Below are 18,877 nucleotides of genomic sequence, written 5' to 3'. Positions count from 1 at the left end.
CGAGCATCTGACAGAGGAGATCTGAACCTTGGCTGAGAACACCTACGACTACGTCATCGTCGGCGGCGGCTCCGCCGGTGCGGCTGCGGCCGCCCGCCTGTCCGAGGACCCCAGCGTCACCGTGGCCCTGCTGGAGGCCGGCCCCACCGATCAGGACAAGGACGTCATCCTGCAGCTGAACCGCTGGATGGAGCTGCTGGAGTCCGGCTACGACTGGGACTATCCCGTGGAGCCCCAGGAGAAGGGCAACTCTTTCATGCGCCACGCGCGTGCGAAGGTCCTGGGCGGCTGCTCCTCCCACAACTCCTGCATCGCCTTCTGGCCTCCCAAGGAGGACATGGACGACTGGGAGCAGATGGGCGCCACCGGTTGGAACGCCGAGAACGCCTGGCCGCTGCTCAAGCGCCTGGAGACCAATGAGAACGACGGCGAGCACCACGGCAAGGAAGGCCCCGTGGAGCTGATGAACATCCCGCCGCACGATCCCTGCGGTGTGGCCATCCTGGACGCCGCCGAGCAGGCCGGCATCCCGCGCGTGGAGTTCAACTCCGGCGAGACCGTGGTCAAGGGCGCGAACTTCTTCCAGGTCAACCGGAAGCAGGACGGCACCCGCTCCTCCTCCTCGGTGTCCTACCTGCACCCGATCATGGAGCGGGAGAACCTGAGCGTCCTCACCGACACCTGGGTGCGCGAGGTGATCTTCGACGGCGACCGCGCCACCGGAGTCTCCGTGGTGGCCAACGCCTTCGGCAGAGCTCACACCGTCACCGCGAACAAGGAGATCATCCTCTCCGCGGGCGCCATCGACTCCCCCAAGCTGCTGATGCTCTCCGGCATCGGCCCGAAGGCCCACCTGGCCGAGCACGGCATCGAGGCCCGCGTGGACTCCCCCGGTGTGGGTGAGCACCTGCAGGACCACCCCGAGGTCGTCATCGGGTGGGACGCGAAGAAGCCGATGGTCGAGGAGGGCTACCAGTTCTGGGAGATCGGCATCTTCGCCGACACCCTCGAGGGAACCGGCCAGCAGGACAAGTCCGGCCGCCCGGATCTGATGATGCACTACGGCTCGGTGCCCTTCGACATGCACACTCTGCGTCAGGGCTACCCGACCTCCGAGAACTCCTTCGTGCTGACCCCCAACATCACCCACTCCAAGTCCCGCGGCACGGTGCGTCTGCGCTCCAAGGACTACCGGGACAAGCCGATGGTGGACCCGCGCTACTTCACCGATGAGGAGGGCCACGACATGCGCGTGGCCGTGGCCGGCATCAAACTGGCCCGCGAGATCGTCTCCCAGCCGGCGATGGCTGAGTGGGCCGGTGAGGAGCTCTATCCGGGCAAGGACGTGCAGACCGACGAAGAGATCGCCGACTACTGCCGCCGCACCCACAACACCGTCTACCACCCGGCCGGCTCGGTCCGGATGGGCGCCGACGACGACACCATGTCCCCGCTGGACGCACGTCTGCGGGTCAAGGGCGTCAAGGGCCTGCGTGTGGCCGATGCCTCGGTCATGCCGGAGCTGGTGACGGTCAACCCCAACATCACCACCATGATGATCGGTGAGCGTGCCGCTGACCTGATCAAGGAGGACAACAGCTGATCGGCTGATCCTCCAGACAGAGAGAGGGCCCCGGCAGGAATTCCTGCCGGGGCCCTCTCTTCGTGTCTGAGACCTTCAGAGAAGGACCAGCACCAGCGCGACGCCGCCCAGTCCCATCACGGCCAGGGAGAGAGACAGCGCCCCTCCCACGGCCGGCGGGTACTGCTCAGCGGCGATGCCGGCGTCGGCGAGCGCATAGCGACGCCGCTGGCCCGCCCAGACGCCGGCGGCCACCAGTGCTGCGGCTCCGAAGAGCCCCAGCACCACCGCACCGTAGTAGGGGGCCCATCGGATGAAGAACCCTCCCACCACAAGCATGAGCATCAGCGTCCGGGTCCAGGACAGCAGCGTGCGCTCGGGCTGCAGGCCGGGATCCGCATGGGTTCTGCTCATCGGGCGCACCTCATGCCAGCATCGCCCAGATCAACAGCGCAGAGATCACCGCGACGCCGGCGCCCAGCAGCGGGGCGATCAGCGGCAGCGGCAGCGCCGACTGCCGGCGCAGGCTGCGCTCCACCTTCAGCCAGCGCCAGAAGGCTCCGGCGCTGAGCGCCACACCCAGGACCAGCAGCAGCACAGAGAGCAGCGTGCGCACTGTCGGCTCGAAGAGGTCCTGGGTGAGCGCCTCCACCGCCACCCCGCCGGCCAGCAGGGCGAGTGAGGTGCGGATCCAGGAGAGGAAGGTCCGCTCATTGGCCAGGGTGAACCGGGGATCCGGCTCCTCTCCCCCACCCAGGACCTTCCGGCGCCAGGCGGCGTCGCGGCTCCCCGGGCCGGACCCGGGTGAGCTCTGTGTCTCACTCATCGGCTGGTGTCCTTGATCTTTCCGTGCTCCAGGGCGGACCAGAAGTCGCCGCGGACGTAGCGCTGCTCGGGCTCCGGGTTGAAGTCCCAGTGGCGCACCGTGCCCTGCTGCAGGGACTCGGCCACCAGGCGCCGGGTGGCCTGGGACTTCAGCACGTCCTCCTCCAGCTGGGTGAGGTCGTAGCGGGAGTCCAGCTCCTTGCGCAGCAGCGCCACCGTCTCAGCGTGCTCGGGCTGAGCGGCGATGTTGTGAAGCTCCTCCGGGTCGGTGTCCAGGTCGAAGAGCTGGTCCGGGTCGCCCGGGCAGACGATGTACTTGTACCGGCCGCGCACCAGGGTCAGCTGCGGCTTATGGGTGCCCTCGGCCAGGTACTCGATGATCACATCGCGGTCCTGCGGGCCCATCCGGCCGTCGGCCTCCTGACGGGCGATCTCCAGCACCGACTGACCGGAGACCTCGGTCTCCGGGGCGCCGCCCAGCTCCAGCAGCGTGGGCAGCAGGTCCAGCAGGGACACCGGGTTGGCGTAGCGGCCCTTGGGCACCAGGTGCTCCGGACCGGAGACGATCAGCGGCACCCGGGCGGACTGCTCGTAGGGCGACATCTTGTACCAGAGGCCCTTCTCGCCCAGCATGTCGCCGTGGTCGGAGGTGACCACGATGACCGTGTTCTCGGCCATGTCCAGCTCCTCGAGCCGGCGTCGGACCGCACCGATGTGGTCATCGATATAGCTGACGGCCGCATAGTAGGCCCGGCGGGCCCGGCGCACGTCGTCCTCGGAGGGAACGTTGACGTCGAAGCCGCTCATCTGGCGCAGCCGGTGACTGTGCGGGTCCTGCTCGATGCTCGGGATCTCCGGGTGCGTGGGGGCCGGGATCTCCACATCAGCGAAGCGGTCCCAGTGCTCGCGCGGCGGCTCGTAGGGGTCATGCGGGTGGATGAAGCTGGTGACCATCAGGAAGGGCTGCTCCTGCTCCCCGCGGGCCTCCGCGGCCTGGGCGGCGCGCTTGCGATCGTTGAGGTGGCGCAGAGTGCGGAAGCCCACCTCGTCGTCGAAGTCCTGCTGCACAGTGGCCTTGGAGACGCCTGCCTCGAAGACGGAGCCGGCCTCGTGGTACCACTGCAGCTTCTGATCCAGCGGCAGGTGCCAGTCCGGGACCATGTCCAGGTCAGCCGGGTAGACGTCTGTGGTCAGCCGCTCCTCGAAGCCGTGGTGCTGATCGGGGCCGATGAAGTGCATCCGGCCGATCAGCGCCGTGTGATATCCGGCGTTGCGCAGGTGGTGGGCGAAGGTCGGCACCGAGGACGGGAAGTCGTCCCCGTTGTCGTAGCAGCCCAGCTCGGAGGGCATCTGGCCGGTCATCATGGAGGCGCGGGAGGGCGAGCACAGCGGAGTGTTGCAGTAGGCCCGGTCGAAGACCGCGCCCTCCTGGGCCAGCTCATCCATGGTGGGAGTCTGAGCGGCCTCATCTCCGTAGGCGCCCAGAGCCTGGGCTGCCATCTGGTCCGCCTGGATGACGACGATGTTCGGTGGTTTCATGAGAGTACCTTTCAGAAAGCTGTCGGGTTCTTGGTCTGCGAAAACTTTGAGGAGCTGTATCCATGAGTGCCTGCTGCGGCCCCGCCCGCGGTCCTTCCCCCGCTGAGCCGGCCCCGGAGTCCGGGACCGATCACGACGCCGGCTCCGACGCCTCCGCCGAGCTGCTCCGTTCCCTGGCCGCCCGGGCTCCGGAGGATCTGCGGATGATCGGGCTGGCCGGAGGAACCTTCCTGATGGGCGATGAGTCCCCGCTGGCCTACCTCCAGGAGGAGGCTCCGGTCCGGGAGGTCGCTGTGGAGCCCTTCGCCCTGGCCGCCACCACTGTCACAGTGGCGCAGTTCGCGGCGTTCGTCCAGGCCACCGGGTACAGGACCGATGCAGAGATCCATGGAGACTCCATGGTGTTCTCCGGCCTGGTCTCCGAGGAGATCCGGGAGATCTCCCGGTCCGTGGCCGAGACCCCGTGGTGGCGCCAGGTGTCCGGAGCCAGCTGGCACCGTCCCGAGGGGCCCGGCTCCCAGGTCATCGGCCGAGAGGATCACCCGGTCACCCATATCTCCCAGCGCGATGCCGGGGCCTATGCGCAGTGGGTGGAGGGCCGGCTGCCCTCGGAGGCCGAATGGGAGTTCGCTGCCCGCGGCGGTCTGGTGCAGCTTCCCTACCCGTGGGGCGGTGTCCGTGAGCCGGAGGGGGTCCCCCGGATGAACACCTTCGGCGGGGAGTTCCCCGATGCCCCCGACGGTCCGGTGGGGACCGTGGCGGTCACCGCGTTCCCGCCCAACGGGTACGGGTTCCACAACATGACGGGCAATGTGTGGGAGTGGACCACTGGGGTCTTCTCCGCTGAGGATCCGCGTCCGGTGCTGCGCGGAGGGTCCTATATGTGCCACGCCTCCTACTGCAGGCGGTACAGGACCTCGGCTCGCAGCGCCTCGACGGCGGACACTTCACTGGGCCATGCCGGGTTCCGGCTGGCGGTCAACACCTGAAGGTCCTGACCGCCGGCCGGTGCGGATCAGGCCCTGGGTTGGTCGGCGTCGGGCGGCTCAGTGCTGGACTGCTCGGTACTGGACTGGTCCGCACCGGTCTGGTCAGCGTCGAGCTCCTCCTCCGCGGCGGGCACTGTGGTGATCTCGCCGGTCTCCGGGTCATAGCCGTCGGCCCACTCCCCGGTCTCATAGTTGTAGCCGACCGGGTCGCCGTTCTCATCGGTGCGCCGGTACCACTCGGTGTAGTCCGAGTGCACCGAGTCGATGATCGCGCCGGCGCCTTGGCCCGGATCGGTGGGCCCGACTTCGAGGGCGAAGTCATCGCCGTAGCGATTCACCCCGTCGATGACGGCATTGCGCATCGCACGGTCCGCGTAGCGCAGACGGATGGCTCGCGGGTCGGTCTGCAGCTCGCGGAACCAGGCCAGGATGATCAGCAGAATGACGATCGCGAAGGGCACAGCGGTGATGATCACCAGCTGCTGGAGACCCTCCAGCGCCATCTCATCGCCCAGCAGCAGCATGACCAGCGCGATGCCGGTCATCACCAGGCCCCAGAAGACCACCACCGTGGGACGGGGGTTCTGACTGCCGCGGGAGGAGAGCATGCCCATGACCGTGGAGGCCGAGTCCAGTGCGGTGATCGCGAAGACCAGCAGCACGGCGATGCTGACCACCGGGACCCAGGTGGAGAGCCAGGGCAGGTTGTCGATGACGGTGTAGAAGACCTCCGGCGGAGCCAGGGCCAGGTTGCCGTCCGCGTCATCCTCGAAGCCCGGGTAGCCCTCGCTGCGCATCCACATGGCCGTACCGCCGAGCACGCCGTAGGAGAGCACCAGCAGCAGAGTCGGGATGGTGATGACGCCCAAGATGAACTGGCGGATGGTCCGGCCGCGGGAGATGCGGGCGATGAAGATGCCCACGAACGGGGACCAGGAGATCCACCAGGCCCAGTAGTAGACGGTCCACCAGGACTGGAACTCCTGAGTGTCCTCTCCCCAGGAGGCCGAGCGGCTCATCATGTCGAACATGTTGCCCAGGTAGGCCACCAGGCCCGAGGGCAGCAGGTTGGCCAGGAACAGGGTGGGCCCGGCGATGAACACCAGTCCCACCACACCCAGGGTCATCACGATGTTGATGTTGGACAGGTAGCGGATGCCGCGGGAGACGCCGGAGACCGCTGAGAGGATGAAGCCGATGGTCAGCACCGCGATGATCGCGATCAGCAGGGTGTTGCCGGTGTCGCTCCAGCCGGAGACGATCGTGACGCCCTGCTGGACCTGCATGGCGGCGATGCCCACAGTGGCCGCAGTGCCGAAGAGGGTGGCGATGATCGCGAAGATGTCCACCATCTGGCCGGCGAAGCCCTCGGAGTGACGCTTGCCGAACAGGGTCCGGAAGATCGAGGACATCAGCAGCACGCGGCCGCGGCGGTAGGCCGCATAGGCCACGGCGCCGCCCACCAGGGCGTAGATCGCCCAGGCGTGGAAGCCCCAGTGGTAGAAGGTCTGGCCCAGCGAGTAGTGCAGGGCCTCCGTGGTCTCCGCCTCAGTGGTCATCGGCGGCGGGGAGGTGTAGTAGTCCAGCGGCTCCGAGGGGCCGAAGAACAGCACACCGATGCCCAGGCCTGCCGCGAAGAGCATGGAGATCCAGGCGAAGGTGGAGAACTCGGGGCCCTCGTCGTCCTTGCCCAGCGGGATCTGCCCGTAGGAGGAGAAGGCCAGCACCAGCATGACCACCAGGATGACGGCCGCGGTGATGTTGAACAGCCAGGAGATGTTGAAGGTCACCCAGGTGAAGGCCTGGTCGGCCACGGAGGCGACCTGTGCGGGGGCGGTCAGGCCCCAGATGACGAAGCCGACGGTCAGCAGACCGGCCACGGCCAGCACGAACTTGTCGATGCTGTAGCGGCGGCGCTGCTCGTCGATGCCGATGCCCGGCACCAGGGCCGGGTGGATGTTGTGCGGGTAGTCGGGCCGGCGGTAATCCAGGGCCCGGAGCGTGCGCCCGGCCTGGCGGCTCTTCTTCCGCGCCTCTTCGGTGATCTTGCTGCGGGACTGCGGCTGATCATCAGCCATACGTGTGTGCACCTCAGTTCAGTTGTGGGGATCCCGCAGGACATGCCGCACCCATCACGTGGGCGCGGCGTCATACAGGGGATCCACCGATCCTCTTCATGGTTCAGCAGTGGTGGAAGAGGGAGGCGCTACGGCTCACGGCCGCACCATCCGATCGCTGCACCTTCCCAGGAGTCGTTGGCGTAGCCGGCGGTGCGCCGGGGTGCAGCGGTGGGCGTGTCCAGTCCGAAGACAGCGCGCAGCACACCATGTGGGCGGGAGGTCTCCCCGCACATGGGTCGCTGGGGCTGATCATTCATAGGCACGGTCACACATACTAACCACAGAAGCGCTGACTCTGCAGTGATGCAGGTTCCCAGCGCGGCGGTCCGAGTCGCTAGATCCATCCCTGGGCGCGGGCGATCCGGACGGCGTCGTGCCGGTTCTGGGCCTGGGTCTTGCCGATGGCTGAGGACAGGTGATTGCGCACGGTGCCCTGTGAGAGGTGCAGTGCGGCGGCCACTGCCCGCACGGCCCCTCCCTCTGCGGCGGCGCGGAGCACCTCCTGCTCGCGGAGGGTGAGCGGATTGGCGGCACCGGCCAGCGAATCGGCGGCCAGCGCTGGGTCCACCACGCGCTGACCTGCGGCAACTTTGCGGACCATCTGGGCCAGCTGATCGGCCGGGGTGTCCTTGACCACGAACCCCGCGGCACCGGCGTCCATGGCGCGACGCAGATAGCCGGGACGTCCGAAGGTGGTGACGATCAGGCAGCGCACCTCCAGCTGGGCGGCGACCACCTGACGCACCGCCTCGATCCCGTCAGCGGTCTCTGGGCCGCCGGGCATCTCGATGTCCACCAGGGCCACCTGAGGACAATGCTCGCGGACAGCGTCGAGGATCTGATCCCCTCGGCCGACCTCGGCCACCACCTCCAGGTCCGGCTCCAGGTTCAGCAGTGCGGAGAGTCCGCCGCGGACCAGGTCCTGATCATCGGCGAGCAGCAGGCGGATGGGCGCCTCTGACCTCGGTGGATGGGTCATCGCAGGCTCACCTCCAGCACAGTGCCGGGACGCTCCGGCTGGGTGCCCTCCAGCTCGGGATAGGCACGCCCGACGACGACGTCCGCCCCCTCCGCGGCGGCCCGCTCGCGCAGGCCGCGCAGCCCGTTTCCCTCGGCGGAGGAGCCCAGGCCGGCGCCGTCGTCGGCGATGCGCAGATGCTGCGGGCTGATCTCGATGTCACAGCGGGATGCCCCGGAGTGACGGACCACATTGGTGATCCCCTCGCGCAACGCCCAGGCCAAGGCGGCAGGGGCGGTGTTCCCCTCCCTCAGCTGGTCGCTGATCCGGGTGGCGATCCCGGCCGACTCCAGCGTGGTGCGAGAGACCTCCAGCTCGCCGGGCAGCTCCGGGGCGCGCAGCCGGGTGACCGTGGTGCGGACCTCGCTCAGGGCCTCCCGGGAGAGGGATTCGATCTGGTCCAGCTCGGCCCGGGCTCGCTCCGGGTCCGCATGCATCATGCGGCGGGCCACCTGGGCCTTCACATGCAGAACCGTGAGCGAATGGCCCAGGACGTCGTGGACATCGCGGGCGATGCTGCTGCGTTCCTCGGCGGCCCGCAGCTGCTCGGCATAGCGACGGCCCCGGTCCTCGTAGAACTCAGAGATTCGTATGGCGATGATGAACACTGTGCCGATCCCCGGGCCCAGCACCACCCATGGGCTCTCCAGGTCTGTGAAGAGAGCGCCGACGGCCGCAGGCAGCGCCCAGATCAGAATCCCCAGAGGGATGCCTTGGGAAGGCCTGCGGACAAAGACCACCAGCGCCGTCATATAGGGAGCGAACGCCACCGCCCAAGCACTGATGAACGGCACCGTGCTCAGGCCGATCAGCCCCAGGGAGCCGACGGCTGAGGCCAGGGCAGCCCAGCCGGGCCGATCCTCCTCAGCACAGGTGAACCAGCTCCACCCCAGCCAGCAGTAGATGCCGGCGAAGACGACGACGACGGCGCAGACATAGACCTGGCCGACGAGCCCGGCATCGCTGGCCAACACCCCCAGCACAGGGACAGCGAGGAAGACCAGCCAGACCGCGGCGTAGATGAAGCCGGCCAGCTGCTCGCCTCCGATGCGCTCGACACGCTGGGCCGGGCCCGGCAGCGTGCTCGGCGTCGAACTCCGCGGCATCGTGGTGCTGCTCATAGTCCTATCCTCTCCCACTTATGCGCACGCTGGGAGACCTCGTCTCAGCAGCTGGGCGAGCCTGAGACCGTGCCCCGGCGCCGACTCGACGCTCTACCGGCGGGCGGTGCTGCGGCGCTGCAGCAGCAGGCAGCCGAGGGCGAAGACCACGCTCCAGGCGGCGATGCTCAGCAGGATCCCCCACAGCGGGTCAGTGCCCAACCCTGCCTCACCGGCCCCCATGATCTCCCCATCGGTGAGGGGATAGCGGGCAAGAGCCGTCACCCCGTACATCGGGGTGAACCGGCCGATGTCCAGCAGGACCCCGTCCAGCGGGAAGAAGTTGTTGCCCAGGAAACCGAGGACCACCAGCAAGCCCGACGCCGCCCCTACAGCCGCATCGGAGCGGAAGGCGAGGCCGGCCAACAGACCGTAGAGCGCGAAGGGCAGCGAGGCGATGACTGTGAGTGCGGCTGTGGCGAACCAGCGGCCGGTGTCCATCTGTGTGGCGGTGAAGTAGCCGACCACGTTGATCAGCAGCACGGGGAAGACAGCCATCACCAGAGCGATGATGGACTTGGCGAGGACGAACAGCCCGTGCGGCATCCCAGTCAGCGCCAGCTGGCGGCCCCACCCCTGTTGGAGTTCGACGGCGGCCGAGCCGGCCAGGGAGGTGGTCGCCATCGCTGCGCCGTAGACGGCGATGCCGACCAGCGTGTAGGCGCTGACGTTGCCGGCGCCGCTGGGGAGCATGAAGTCGTTCCAGTCGGCGCTGACGCCGAAGATCAGGAACAGCACCGTGGGGAGCACGATGATGAAGAAGGAGTTCGCGAAGTTCCGAAGGTTCCTCCAGAAGTCCATGAGGATGTAGGTGGTCAGACTCATCGGGCGCCCTCCTTCGGGTCGGTCTCCTGGTCCCCGGTCAGCAGCACGAAGGCTTCCTCCAGGCTTGCCGGGCGGACGGTCAGGTGAGCCGCCGGCGTCGCGGTGAGCAGGTGCCGGGCCAAGCGATCGGCGTCGTCGGTGCGGAAAGTGATGCGCTCGCCGTGGCTGCTGTGGGAGAGCAGATGCGGCAGCGCCGCCAGGTCGGCCTCCGAGGCCGACCAGGTCACCGCCACATGGGCAGCACCGGCGCGCCGCTGAACTTCTGCGGTGGGGCCGTCGGCGATGACACGCCCCTGGTGCATCAGCACCGTGCGGCGTGCGAACTGCTCGGCTTCCTCGAGGTAATGGGTGGCGAAGAGGACCGTGCTGCCCGCGGCGGCCTGAGTGCGCATCCGACTCCAGAACTCGTGCCGAGCGCTGGGGTCCATGCCGGCAGTGGGTTCGTCCAGGATGATCAGGTCTGGGCGCGGCAGCAGAGCCAGGGCAAATTTCAGCCGCTGCTGCTGTCCTCCGGAGCATTTCCCGACCGCCCGGCCAGCGATCTCGCTGATGCCGGCAGTCTGCAGGACCTCATCCACGGGGAGGGCCTGTTCGTGCAGGGCGGCGATGATCTGGACGGTCTCCTTGACCGTGAGGTCGGGCAGCAGGCCGCCGGTCTGCAGCAGCGCTCCGATGCGCCCGTCGCGCACGGCCTGGCGCGGGGAGCCGCCGAAGACCCGGATGTCACCGCCGCTGGGAGTGTTGAGCCCCAGGATCATGTCCATGAGGGTGGTCTTGCCTGCGCCGTTGGGGCCCAGGACTGCGGTGACCTCGCCCGCTGCGAAGTCCAGGCTGACGCCGTCCACGGCGTCGAAGGTCCCGCCGGCGCCGTCGGGATAGCTGCGCCGCAGGTGGCGGATGCCGATGATGGGTTCCTGTGCTGTGCTCATGCCTCCAGTCTTCGCCGGTGGAGGCCGGAGCACGTAGAGCAGCTGTCACGAATCCCGCATGACAACTGTCATGGGGCGGCTGGGACCCACGTCGATCGGCACCTTTGGGTGGGGTCAGCGCAGTTCGGCGTCGGCGCCGTACTCCTCCTCCAGGTGCTCCTCCACCAGGACTCGCTTGGCCGCTCGGTCCGCAGCCCAGATCGCCAGCAGAAGGACCAAGATCACGGAGCCGATGCCGGCCCCGAGGACAGAATTCTGGAGTCCCTCGCTGAGGCGCTCATCGTCTTGGTGAAGCACAACGGCTGTGATCAGGAAGAGCACTGAGAGCACGACGCCGGCCCAGCACCAGGGCGCAGCCGCTCCATGCCCGGCCGCCCACGCGCGATGGGAGGACATGGTGGACCAGATCCGAATGCCGATGGTGTGGTTACGCTCCATCCCGCCGCCGCGTGCGCCCACACAGACCGCCACCATGATGACTGCACCGTGCAGCGTCGAGACCGCGGCGATGATCAGCACGTAGTCCATCGCTGCGCTCTCAGATCGCGGCGGACTCTGTGGCAGCAGGGTTCAGGAGCTCTGGCGAGAGGTTGATCAGGCGCAGCCGGCACAGATCTTCGATCTCGGCGTCGGTGAGCGCTGCGATGCGCCGGCGCTCGGCCTCCTCACCGGTCTCATCCTCCAGCCCGCCCTGTGGCAGGGAGCTGGAGACCGGCCCGTGGTGCAGCGGGATGTCGATCACCGTCGTCGAGGCCGGAGTCAGCGGGATGAACTGGGCCCGGTCGAGCAGCCCCAACCCTTCGAGGAGCACCCGCAGGGCCGCACCGTGGGAGACCATCACGGCCGTACGCAGCTCGAAGCTCAGGTCGGCAGAAGGTGTGGGGGCGATCTGAGCCGTGGCCCGAATGATGTCGAAGAAGGCACCCTTCATCCGGGAGACCAGCGCCTCATAGGACTCCCCTCCGGCCGGGGTGTAGGTGCCGGCACGCCAGCCCTGGAACTCCTCGGGGAAGCTGTCGCGGATCTCTGCGGCGTAGGCGCCTTCCCACTCCCCCAAGTTCTGCTCGCGCAGGTCATCCCAGATGCTCGGCTGCAGGTCCAGCCCAAACTGCTCGAAGGTCTGCTGGGTTCGCACCAGTGAGGAGACATGGGCCTGCCGAGGGTTCTGCGCCCGGACGAATGCACCGGTCGTGGCCGCCTGCTTCTGACCGGATTCGGCCAGCCAGATGTCCGAGTGCCCCTGCAGTCGGTGGTCCTTGTTCCACTCGGTCTCCCCGTGGCGCACCAGCAGAACCCGAATCATGCATACTCCTCATAGTGTCCTTCGGATGAGATCAGCCCTCAGCCTATGCCATCGCAGTGACACAGACACCGCGTCCATCCCTCATGTCAGCAGGAAGAGCACCAGAAAGTTCAGCACGGCGAAGGCCGGGATCAGCACCACAGGCAACATTTCGGCCCGGCGCATCTGACGACGCCGCTCCCTCTGCCTCTGCTGTTCTTCGAAAGGCACCGTCAGCACAGCCTCAGACTCCCTGCTGCCGCGCACCCGCAGCACGCTCAGCACAGTGCCCAGCACCAGGCACCCGACGCCGAGCACCAGCCCCCACCAAGGGCTCACTGTGAGGACCTCCTCCCGCAGCGCGACGGCGGAGGCCACCATCACAGCGAAGAAGCCGACACCCACCGCGACGCCGACCGCGGGCTTCCGCGCGACGGTCCGCACGGCCGCCCCGGCCTTCCACGCCAGCAGCAGGATCAGCAGCACCACGATCGCGGCGTTGAGCCCGACCCCCAGCGTCACACCCATCGGTTCGCCGTCGCTGAGCGGAACGGCCGAGGAGATGAGGGCGAAGAGGCCGATCACCTGGATGGCCTGTGGCACCACGACTCTCAGCAGCCCACCGGTGGACTGCTGCGCGGAGACCGGCAGCTCCAGGCTCCGTGCATACTCATCCGCCGGCCCGAAGGCCTCCTCCACCGGCTCTCCGGATTCCGCGCAGTGGGACTCCACCTCGGCCAGGGAGGCTCCGACGGTCTCGCCGGAGACTCCACGCGTCCCCAGCTCGCCGACAAACTCTTCTGCCCATTCGGGGCTGATGCCCGGGGCCAGCTCCCGGACCAGCGCGTATCGTTTCTGCTCCCGCTTGCTCATGTCTGTGGCTCCTCCACGGGTTCGGCCTCGATCTCATCAGGACCAACCTGTGCAGGCCCTGCATCCTGCAGCAGTGCGGCGGTGGTGGCGGTGAATTCCGTCCACAGTGCGCTCATCTGCTGCAACCGCTGACTGCCCCGGGCTGTCAGCACGTAGTACTTACGGCCCGGCCCGCCCTCGCCGGGGCGCCAGTCGACATCCACCCATTCCTTGGCCTCGAACCGCTTCAGCAGTGGGTAGAGGGTTCCACCTTTGACCTTGCCCAGTCCGCCCTGCTCCAGGCGGGCGGAGATCTGATAGCCGTAGGTCGGTCCGTCGGCGACCGCTCGCAGCACGCACAGCTCCAAGACTCCGCGCAGCCATTCCGCCGGCCACTCCTGGTGAACATCCATGACTAGATAGTATGCCTTACTAGCTAGCGACACAACCTAGCCCCGGGGGCGAATGTCACCGGTTCATGTCACCGGGTGCTGAGATGCTGGTGCCATGGATCCGATGTCACTGCTGATCGGCCTGCTGGCCGGAGTCATCCTGGGCGCAGCCCTGGGCCTCACCCTGCTGCGCCGGCTGAACGCCGAGAACTCAGAGGAGGCTGGCCGCACTGCCGAGCTGGCCCGGGAGCGTGATGAGCTGCGCGCCGCCCTGGACTCCGCCCAGGAGAGGCTGGGGGTGGTCGGCCAGGAGCTCGCCGCCACCCAGGGAAGGCTCCAGGAGATGGAGCGCCAACGTGCCGAGGACGCCGCCGACTCCCGTGAGCGGGAATCCCTGGTGGAGATGCTGCATCCGGTGCGCCAGGGCGTGACCGAGATGCAGCGCCGCATCCAGGAGCTGGAGACCGAGCGTGCCGCCCAGCAGTCCAAGCTCAGCGAGCAGCTGCAGACCGCCGCACAGTCGGATCAGAAGATCATCGAATCCACCCAGGCCCTGCTGGGCAGCCTGCACTCCACCACGGCCCGCGGCCACTGGGGTGAGGTCCAGCTGCGCCGGATCGTGGAGGCCTCGGGCATGCTCCCGCATGTGGACTACACCGAGCAGCACTCGGTCACCGACGCCGACGGCGCCGCACTGCGCCCCGATATGGTGGTCCACCTGCCGGGTCAGCGGCATCTGATCATCGATGCCAAGGCACCTCTGGACGCCTCCGACTCAGCCGCCCAGTCCAAAGCTCTGCGCCAGCACATCAACGCGCTCTCGTCGAAGAGCTACTCCGACGCCGTGGAGCATTCCGCCGATGTGGTCTTCTGCTTCCTGCCCGCAGAGTCCCTGCTCTCGGCCGCCCTGGAGGCTGACTACACACTGCTGGACTATGCGCTGAGCCGCGGAGTCACCCTGGTCTCCCCCGCCTCCCTGCTGGCCAGCTTGAAGGCAGTGGAGACGGCCTGGCGCCAGGAGCGCCTGGCCAGCAATATGAACGAGATCATCACCCATTCCCGCGAGCTGTACCGCCGGCTGGAGAAGATGAGTGAGCACCTCGGCCGCACCGGAGACCGGCTGCGTCAGGCGGTCCACGCCTATAACGGGCTGCTGGGCAACATTGAGCGCCAGGTCATGCCCAAGGTGGAGAGCATCAGCCGCCTACAGCTCAGCGGCCAGGAGGAGCACAACGGCGCCTCAGAGGCCCAGCTGGACGACCTCGGCGAGACTCTGCGGGTGAAACCGGTGGAGGCCGAGGTGAATCACCCCGGCCCCCGCCTGTCGGCTGAGCAGTCCGCTGAGACGGACCGCCTGCTCTGACGGCTGACATCGAGAGCCCGAAGACCCACACCAGCACCCTCATGCTGACCAGGGTGATGGTCACCAGGGACAGGATGCTCAGCCAGAACCCGCCCTTCACCATCTGGCCGATCGCCACATAGCCCGAGCCGTAGGCGATGGCATGGGGCGGGGTGGCCACCGGAGCCGCCAGCACCAGCGGGTCCACGCCGGTGCCCATGGCCACACCGGCGGCCACGGGGAGGAAGGTGGCCGCCGTCGCAGTGTTCAAGGTCATCTCGGTCAGGAAGAGCACGCCGCCTGCAGCGATGAGCACCAACACCCAGACCGGGATGCCGGCCAGGCCCTCCATCTGAGTGCCCAGCCAGTCGGAGAGACCCGAGGCACCGAACTGGCCGGAGAGGGCCAAGCCGCCGCCGAAGAGCAGCAGCACTCCCCAGGGAAGCTTGGCCGCCGTGCCGAAGGTGGAGCGGATGGCCTCCTTCTTCTCCTCAGCGGCCTCCTCCTCATCAGCAGGCTCGCAGGTTCCAGCGCTGCATGGCCAGGGCGAGCGTGAACCCGCCCATGAACAGGAAGATGATGGTGTTGCCGTAGCTGGCGCCGGTGGAGAGGTCCTGGGAGCGGAGCCCTGCCCGCCTCAGTTGCGCGGCAGCACCGTGGCCACCAGCACTGTGGCCAGCGCGGCCAGGCCCAGCACCATCCCCACCGTCCCGGGCCAGCCGGCCAGGTGCAGGAAGGTGCCGCCCAGGAAGCCCAGCACGGAGGAGCCGGCGTAGTAGCCCAGGTTGTACAGCGAGGCCGACTGCGCCCGCCCTGCCACCGCCGAGGATCCGGCCCAGCCGGAGGCCACTGCGTGGGAGGCGAAGAACCCGCCGGTGAGCACCACCATGCCCAGGATGATCACCCAGATGCTGCCGATCAAAGTGAGCCCGACGCCGGCCATCATGATCACATTGCCCCAGATCAGCACCTGCTTGCGGGAGAACCGAGAGGCCAGCTGCCCCGCCCGCGGCGAGGAGAAGGTGCCGGCCAGGTAGGCCAGGAAGATGAAGGAGCTCAGCCACAGCGGCATCCCGAACTCCGGCCCGGTCAGCTGGAAGCCGAGGTAGTTGTACATGGCCACGAAGCCGCCCATGGTCAGGAAGCCCTGCAGGTAGATCACCCACAGCGCCCCGGAGCGCAGGTTTCCCGTCAGCGCGCGCACCGCCTCCCCCACGCGGGTCCTCCGCGGGGTGAAGTTCTGTGCGGCGGGCGCCAACTTCAGGAAGATCACCACGCAGGCCACCGCCACCGCGGTGACAGTGAGCATGCCCAGCTTCCAGCCGATCTGCTCGCCCACCGGTGCGGCGATGATGCGCCCGGAGAGCCCACCCAGAGTGGTTCCGGAGACGTAGGTCCCGGCGGCCACTGCGGCGGCACGGCTGCTGACCTCCTCGTTGAGGTAGGCCACGGCCAGGGCCGGCACTCCCCCGAGCATGAAGCCCTCGATCAGTCGCATGATCAGCGCCAGCGGGAAGCCCCAGGCGTCGAAGAGCATAGGGGTCACCGCGGACAGCACGGCAAAGAGGCAGGCCAGGCTGATGGCCCAAAGCATGGCGGGCTTCCGGCCCACAGCATCGCCGATATAGGACCAGGGGATCACGCCCAGCGCCAGGCCCAGCGTGGCCGCAGAGACCATGAGGGCGGCCCGGTCGGCGCTCACGCCCTGATCAGTGGCGATCAGGGGCAGCAGGCCCTGGGGCGAATAGAGCTGGGCAAAGGTCGCCATCCCGATGAAGAACAGGGCCACCAGGAGCCGACGATAGGCCGAGGATCCAGGCTCATGCCCCGGGCTTCGGCCACCGTACGTGTCTTCTCCCACACGCACACCTTACGCCCCAGGTCAGCGAGGTCGGGAACTGACGTCAGGCGTGACGATCAACGCCGCGCCCGCCGAAAGGCGAGCGCAGGAGGCACCTGCCCGGACTAGTTCTCGCTGCATGCGTTACGGCGCCGACCGCCGCGTCCGACGTCGTCGGCTCCTGCCTCCTTGAGGGCCTTCCGGACCTCCTTGGGCAGGGAGAAGATGATGTCCTCCTCCGCGGTGACGACCTCTTCGACGTCGTCGTAGCCGTACTCCTCCAGCAGGCGCAGGACCTCCTGGACCAGCACCTCCGGCACGGAAGCACCCGAGGTCACGCCGATGGTCTGGGCGTCCTCGAACCAGGCCTCGTCCACCTGGTTGGCGAAGTCCACCCGCTCGGCACGCTTGGCGCCGTACTCCTTGGCGACCTCCTTCAGGCGCACAGAGTTCGAGGAGTTGGCGGAGCCGACCACGATCACCAGGTCCACCTCCGGAGAGACCTTCTTGATCGCGGCCTGGCGGTTGGAGGTGGCGTAGCAGATGTCGTCGCTCGGCGGGTCCTGCAGGTTGGGGAACCGCTCACGCAGCTTGGCCACGGTCTCCATGGTCTCGTCCACCGAGAGCGTGGTCTGGCTCAGCCAGATCAGCCGGTCCGGGTCCGGGACCTCGATCTGGTCCACCTCCCACGGGCCGTTGACGATGGTGGTGGCCTCCGGTGCGTGGCCGAAGGTCCCCTCGACCTCCTCATGGCCGTCATGTCCGATGAGCAGGATGTGGAAGTCGTCCTTGGTGGTGAAGCGCACAGCCTCGCGGTGGACCTTGGTCACCAGCGGGCAGGTGGCGTCGATGGTCTCCAGGTTGCGGTCCGCGGCAGCCTGCTTCACCGCCGGGGAGACGCCGTGGGCGGAGAAGACCAACAGCTCGCCCTCGGGAACCTCGCTGGCCTCCTCGACGAAGATGACGCCCTTCTCCGTGAGCGTGTCCACCACGTGACGGTTGTGCACGATCTCCTTGCGCACGTAGACCGGTGCGCCGTGGGTCTCCAGTGCCTTCTCCACGGCGATGACGGCACGGTCCACACCGGCGCAGTAGCCGCGCGGGGCGGCGAGCAGAATCTTGCGGGGGCCGTCGAAGCTCGATGCCGCCGCGACCTCCTCCGGGCTGCGACGCTTCCGCGGAACCATCGGAGTGGGGACCGAGATGTGCTCGCGCTTGGCATGGTCAGGCGCTGCGGTGGTGGTCATGGTCAAAGTCTACCGGCGCTGTACAGGCCGGGCCACCAGCGCGCCCAGGATCCCGAGCACCACGACGCCGACCGCGCCGGCCACGAAGAACCACCAGACCGGCTGGGCCCAGTCGGTGAACTGGGTCTGGACGAAGTCGAGGATGGCCGCGTTCTCCTGGGGCAGCTCATCGGGCATGTCGAAGTCCGGGGCCACCACGTTCAGCGCCACCCAGAGCCCGCCCAGCGCGGCGGTGATGCCACCCAGGGCCAGGGCGACTCCGCGGCCGCGGCCCTGTCCGAGCGCCAGCCCCAGCAGCAGCATCACACCGGAGGCGACACCGATCCACACCCAGTACTGGCTGACCACCACGGCGGTGGCCCAGGTGTAGGGGTCCGCATCGCTGTCGGTGGCTGCCGCGGCGATGTCCACCTCCACCTGCGGGGTGGGGATGTCGAAGCTGTCGGCGTCGACCATCGGGATGCTGTCCACGATGGAACTGATCGCGGCCCCGGCCAGCGGCTCCATATCCACCCGGATGTCCAGCTCGGAGGTGTCTCCGCTGCTGCCCTCCTCGAAGAGAGCCTCCAGCCGCTCGACATAGTCGGCGCGGGTGGTCTGCAGCGTCTCTTCCCAGGCCTCGTGCATGCGCTCATCGTCGAGCAGGTCCTCCACGGCACCGCTGACGAAGTCTTCGACTCCCCCACCGATGAAGCTGCTGGCCTGCTCGGGCACCTGGTCGGTGATCTCGGAGACCATCATCTGGGTGACGGCCTCACCGAACTGCTCATCATGGGGAAGGTCCCCGGCGATCTCACGCAGCGGCTCGTCGTCGCGGAGCAGCTGGTCGATCTGGTGGGCCCCCATCGCCCCGGTCGCCAGGACACCGCTGAGGATCAGACACAGGGCGGCGAGGACATTTCGCATCGGCGTAGGACCTCCAGTGTTGTCCACAG

The 18,877-nt window shown here is 67.9% G+C and carries 19 protein-coding genes and 1 pseudogene; 3 read left to right on the top strand and 17 right to left on the bottom strand.

Annotated features, from left to right (window positions below; genetic code table 11):
• Nucleotides 1-28 precede the first annotated feature (28 nt).
• Entirely contained in the window at nt 29-1,603 is a 1,575-nt protein-coding gene (locus IEW85_RS06305; protein WP_188683819.1) for a GMC family oxidoreductase, read from the top strand.
• A 75-nt stretch (nt 1,604-1,678) separates the two neighbouring features.
• On the opposite strand, the gene IEW85_RS06300 is transcribed toward IEW85_RS06305, so the two are convergent.
• From IEW85_RS06300 to betC, 3 genes are read right to left on the bottom strand one after another with little or no spacing between them, the layout of a single operon-like run.
• Nucleotides 1,679-1,996, bottom strand: coding sequence for a DUF202 domain-containing protein (locus IEW85_RS06300; protein WP_188683817.1), 318 nt, complete (start codon nt 1,994-1,996; stop codon nt 1,679-1,681).
• Nucleotides 1,997-2,006: 10 nt separating this feature from the next.
• Nucleotides 2,007-2,408, bottom strand: a complete 402-nt coding sequence (locus tag IEW85_RS06295) for a YidH family protein (RefSeq protein WP_188683815.1) — start codon at nt 2,406-2,408, stop codon at nt 2,007-2,009.
• Nucleotides 2,405-3,946, bottom strand: a complete 1,542-nt coding sequence (gene betC, locus IEW85_RS06290; RefSeq protein WP_188683813.1) for a choline-sulfatase — start codon at nt 3,944-3,946, stop codon at nt 2,405-2,407. The genes IEW85_RS06295 and betC overlap by 4 nt, the downstream gene beginning before the upstream one ends.
• Before the next feature lie 62 nt (nt 3,947-4,008).
• On the opposite strand from betC, the gene IEW85_RS06285 reads away from it, so the two are divergent.
• Entirely contained in the window at nt 4,009-4,935 is a 927-nt protein-coding gene (locus IEW85_RS06285; protein ID WP_229658849.1) for a formylglycine-generating enzyme family protein, read from the top strand.
• Nucleotides 4,936-4,961: 26 nt separating this feature from the next.
• Here IEW85_RS06285 and IEW85_RS06280 read toward each other — a convergent pair whose 3' ends face one another.
• The 10 genes from IEW85_RS06280 to IEW85_RS06235 form a co-directional block, all read right to left on the bottom strand.
• Nucleotides 4,962-7,013 (bottom strand): BCCT family transporter, encoded by a 2,052-nt coding sequence (locus IEW85_RS06280; protein WP_188683811.1) that lies wholly within the window; start codon nt 7,011-7,013, stop codon nt 4,962-4,964.
• Nucleotides 7,014-7,141: 128 nt separating this feature from the next.
• Complete coding sequence (locus tag IEW85_RS06275) at nt 7,142-7,312, bottom strand: hypothetical protein (RefSeq protein ID WP_188683809.1); 171 nt, start codon at nt 7,310-7,312, stop codon at nt 7,142-7,144.
• A 77-nt stretch (nt 7,313-7,389) separates the two neighbouring features.
• Nucleotides 7,390-8,034 carry a response regulator transcription factor gene (locus IEW85_RS06270; RefSeq protein WP_188683807.1) on the bottom strand — a complete coding sequence of 215 codons (645 nt, stop codon included), beginning with the start codon at nt 8,032-8,034 and terminating at the stop codon, nt 7,390-7,392.
• On the bottom strand, nt 8,031-9,194 hold the full coding sequence (locus IEW85_RS06265) for a sensor histidine kinase (protein WP_188683805.1): 1,164 nt from the start codon (nt 9,192-9,194) through the stop codon (nt 8,031-8,033). The genes IEW85_RS06270 and IEW85_RS06265 overlap by 4 nt, the downstream gene beginning before the upstream one ends.
• Before the next feature lie 93 nt (nt 9,195-9,287).
• Nucleotides 9,288-10,058: an ABC transporter permease gene (locus IEW85_RS06260; protein WP_188683803.1), complete on the bottom strand. Its 771-nt coding sequence runs from the start codon at nt 10,056-10,058 to the stop codon at nt 9,288-9,290.
• Nucleotides 10,055-10,987: an ABC transporter ATP-binding protein gene (locus tag IEW85_RS06255; RefSeq protein ID WP_188683801.1), complete on the bottom strand. Its 933-nt coding sequence runs from the start codon at nt 10,985-10,987 to the stop codon at nt 10,055-10,057. Before IEW85_RS06255 ends, IEW85_RS06260 begins: the two co-directional genes overlap by 4 nt.
• A gap of 114 nt (nt 10,988-11,101) precedes the next feature.
• Nucleotides 11,102-11,515 (bottom strand): SdpI family protein, encoded by a 414-nt coding sequence (locus tag IEW85_RS06250; RefSeq protein WP_188683799.1) that lies wholly within the window; start codon nt 11,513-11,515, stop codon nt 11,102-11,104.
• 10 nt (nt 11,516-11,525) lie between these two features.
• The gene (locus IEW85_RS06245; protein WP_188683798.1) at nt 11,526-12,290 is read right to left on the bottom strand and encodes a histidine phosphatase family protein; all 765 of its coding nucleotides are present in this window, start codon (nt 12,288-12,290) and stop codon (nt 11,526-11,528) included.
• Nucleotides 12,291-12,371: 81 nt separating this feature from the next.
• Nucleotides 12,372-13,142 (bottom strand): hypothetical protein, encoded by a 771-nt coding sequence (locus IEW85_RS06240; RefSeq protein WP_188683796.1) that lies wholly within the window; start codon nt 13,140-13,142, stop codon nt 12,372-12,374.
• A complete protein-coding gene (locus tag IEW85_RS06235; protein ID WP_188683794.1) occupies nt 13,139-13,534 on the bottom strand; it encodes a PadR family transcriptional regulator in 396 nt (131 codons plus the stop codon). The genes IEW85_RS06240 and IEW85_RS06235 overlap by 4 nt, the downstream gene beginning before the upstream one ends.
• Before the next feature lie 94 nt (nt 13,535-13,628).
• Between IEW85_RS06235 and IEW85_RS14325 the strand changes: the two genes are divergently transcribed.
• A complete protein-coding gene (locus IEW85_RS14325) occupies nt 13,629-14,876 on the top strand; it encodes a DNA recombination protein RmuC (RefSeq protein ID WP_229658848.1) in 1,248 nt (415 codons plus the stop codon).
• A 13-nt stretch (nt 14,877-14,889) separates the two neighbouring features.
• Here the strand turns inward: IEW85_RS14325 and IEW85_RS06230 are convergent.
• The 4 genes and pseudogenes from IEW85_RS06230 to IEW85_RS06215 all read right to left on the bottom strand — a co-directional run.
• Nucleotides 14,890-15,312: pseudogene (locus IEW85_RS06230) on the bottom strand (SLC13 family permease); the annotation flags it as partial.
• A gap of 180 nt (nt 15,313-15,492) precedes the next feature.
• Entirely contained in the window at nt 15,493-16,716 is a 1,224-nt protein-coding gene (locus IEW85_RS06225; RefSeq protein ID WP_229658847.1) for an MFS transporter, read from the bottom strand.
• Between the two features lie 104 nt (nt 16,717-16,820).
• Nucleotides 16,821-17,942, bottom strand: coding sequence for a 4-hydroxy-3-methylbut-2-enyl diphosphate reductase (locus IEW85_RS06220; RefSeq protein WP_229658846.1), 1,122 nt, complete (start codon nt 17,940-17,942; stop codon nt 16,821-16,823).
• Nucleotides 17,943-17,951: 9 nt separating this feature from the next.
• Nucleotides 17,952-18,848 carry a hypothetical protein gene (locus IEW85_RS06215; RefSeq protein WP_188683792.1) on the bottom strand — a complete coding sequence of 299 codons (897 nt, stop codon included), beginning with the start codon at nt 18,846-18,848 and terminating at the stop codon, nt 17,952-17,954.
• Between the last annotated feature and the right edge of the window lie 29 nt (nt 18,849-18,877).

Origin of the sequence: Nesterenkonia cremea, assembly GCF_014642675.1 — a bacterium.
Lineage (GTDB): Bacteria > Actinomycetota > Actinomycetes > Actinomycetales > Micrococcaceae > Nesterenkonia > Nesterenkonia cremea.
Note: the sequence above shows the minus strand (reverse complement) of the source record. Positions and strands in the feature narration are given on the sequence as shown.

What these genes read in the sequence shown, in the direction of transcription:
- IEW85_RS06260 (WP_188683803.1), bottom strand. Translation starts at nt 10,058, where the DNA reads ATGAGTCTGACCACCTACATCCTCATGGACTTCTGGAGGAACCTTCGG.
- IEW85_RS06300 (WP_188683817.1), bottom strand. Translation starts at nt 1,996, where the DNA reads ATGAGCAGAACCCATGCGGATCCCGGCCTGCAGCCCGAGCGCACGCTG.
- IEW85_RS06235 (WP_188683794.1), bottom strand. Translation starts at nt 13,534, where the DNA reads ATGGATGTTCACCAGGAGTGGCCGGCGGAATGGCTGCGCGGAGTCTTG.
- IEW85_RS06265 (WP_188683805.1), bottom strand. Translation starts at nt 9,194, where the DNA reads ATGAGCAGCACCACGATGCCGCGGAGTTCGACGCCGAGCACGCTGCCG.
- IEW85_RS06295 (WP_188683815.1), bottom strand. Translation starts at nt 2,408, where the DNA reads ATGAGTGAGACACAGAGCTCACCCGGGTCCGGCCCGGGGAGCCGCGAC.
- IEW85_RS06275 (WP_188683809.1), bottom strand. Translation starts at nt 7,312, where the DNA reads ATGAATGATCAGCCCCAGCGACCCATGTGCGGGGAGACCTCCCGCCCA.
- IEW85_RS06280 (WP_188683811.1), bottom strand. Translation starts at nt 7,013, where the DNA reads ATGGCTGATGATCAGCCGCAGTCCCGCAGCAAGATCACCGAAGAGGCG.
- IEW85_RS06220 (WP_229658846.1), bottom strand. Translation starts at nt 17,942, where the DNA reads ATGACCACCACCGCAGCGCCTGACCATGCCAAGCGCGAGCACATCTCG.
- IEW85_RS06270 (WP_188683807.1), bottom strand. Translation starts at nt 8,034, where the DNA reads ATGACCCATCCACCGAGGTCAGAGGCGCCCATCCGCCTGCTGCTCGCC.
- IEW85_RS06250 (WP_188683799.1), bottom strand. Translation starts at nt 11,515, where the DNA reads ATGGACTACGTGCTGATCATCGCCGCGGTCTCGACGCTGCACGGTGCA.
- IEW85_RS14325 (WP_229658848.1), top strand. Translation starts at nt 13,629, where the DNA reads ATGGATCCGATGTCACTGCTGATCGGCCTGCTGGCCGGAGTCATCCTG.
- IEW85_RS06240 (WP_188683796.1), bottom strand. Translation starts at nt 13,142, where the DNA reads ATGAGCAAGCGGGAGCAGAAACGATACGCGCTGGTCCGGGAGCTGGCC.
- IEW85_RS06245 (WP_188683798.1), bottom strand. Translation starts at nt 12,290, where the DNA reads ATGATTCGGGTTCTGCTGGTGCGCCACGGGGAGACCGAGTGGAACAAG.
- IEW85_RS06255 (WP_188683801.1), bottom strand. Translation starts at nt 10,987, where the DNA reads ATGAGCACAGCACAGGAACCCATCATCGGCATCCGCCACCTGCGGCGC.
- betC (WP_188683813.1), bottom strand. Translation starts at nt 3,946, where the DNA reads ATGAAACCACCGAACATCGTCGTCATCCAGGCGGACCAGATGGCAGCC.
- IEW85_RS06285 (WP_229658849.1), top strand. Translation starts at nt 4,009, where the DNA reads ATGAGTGCCTGCTGCGGCCCCGCCCGCGGTCCTTCCCCCGCTGAGCCG.
- IEW85_RS06215 (WP_188683792.1), bottom strand. Translation starts at nt 18,848, where the DNA reads ATGCGAAATGTCCTCGCCGCCCTGTGTCTGATCCTCAGCGGTGTCCTG.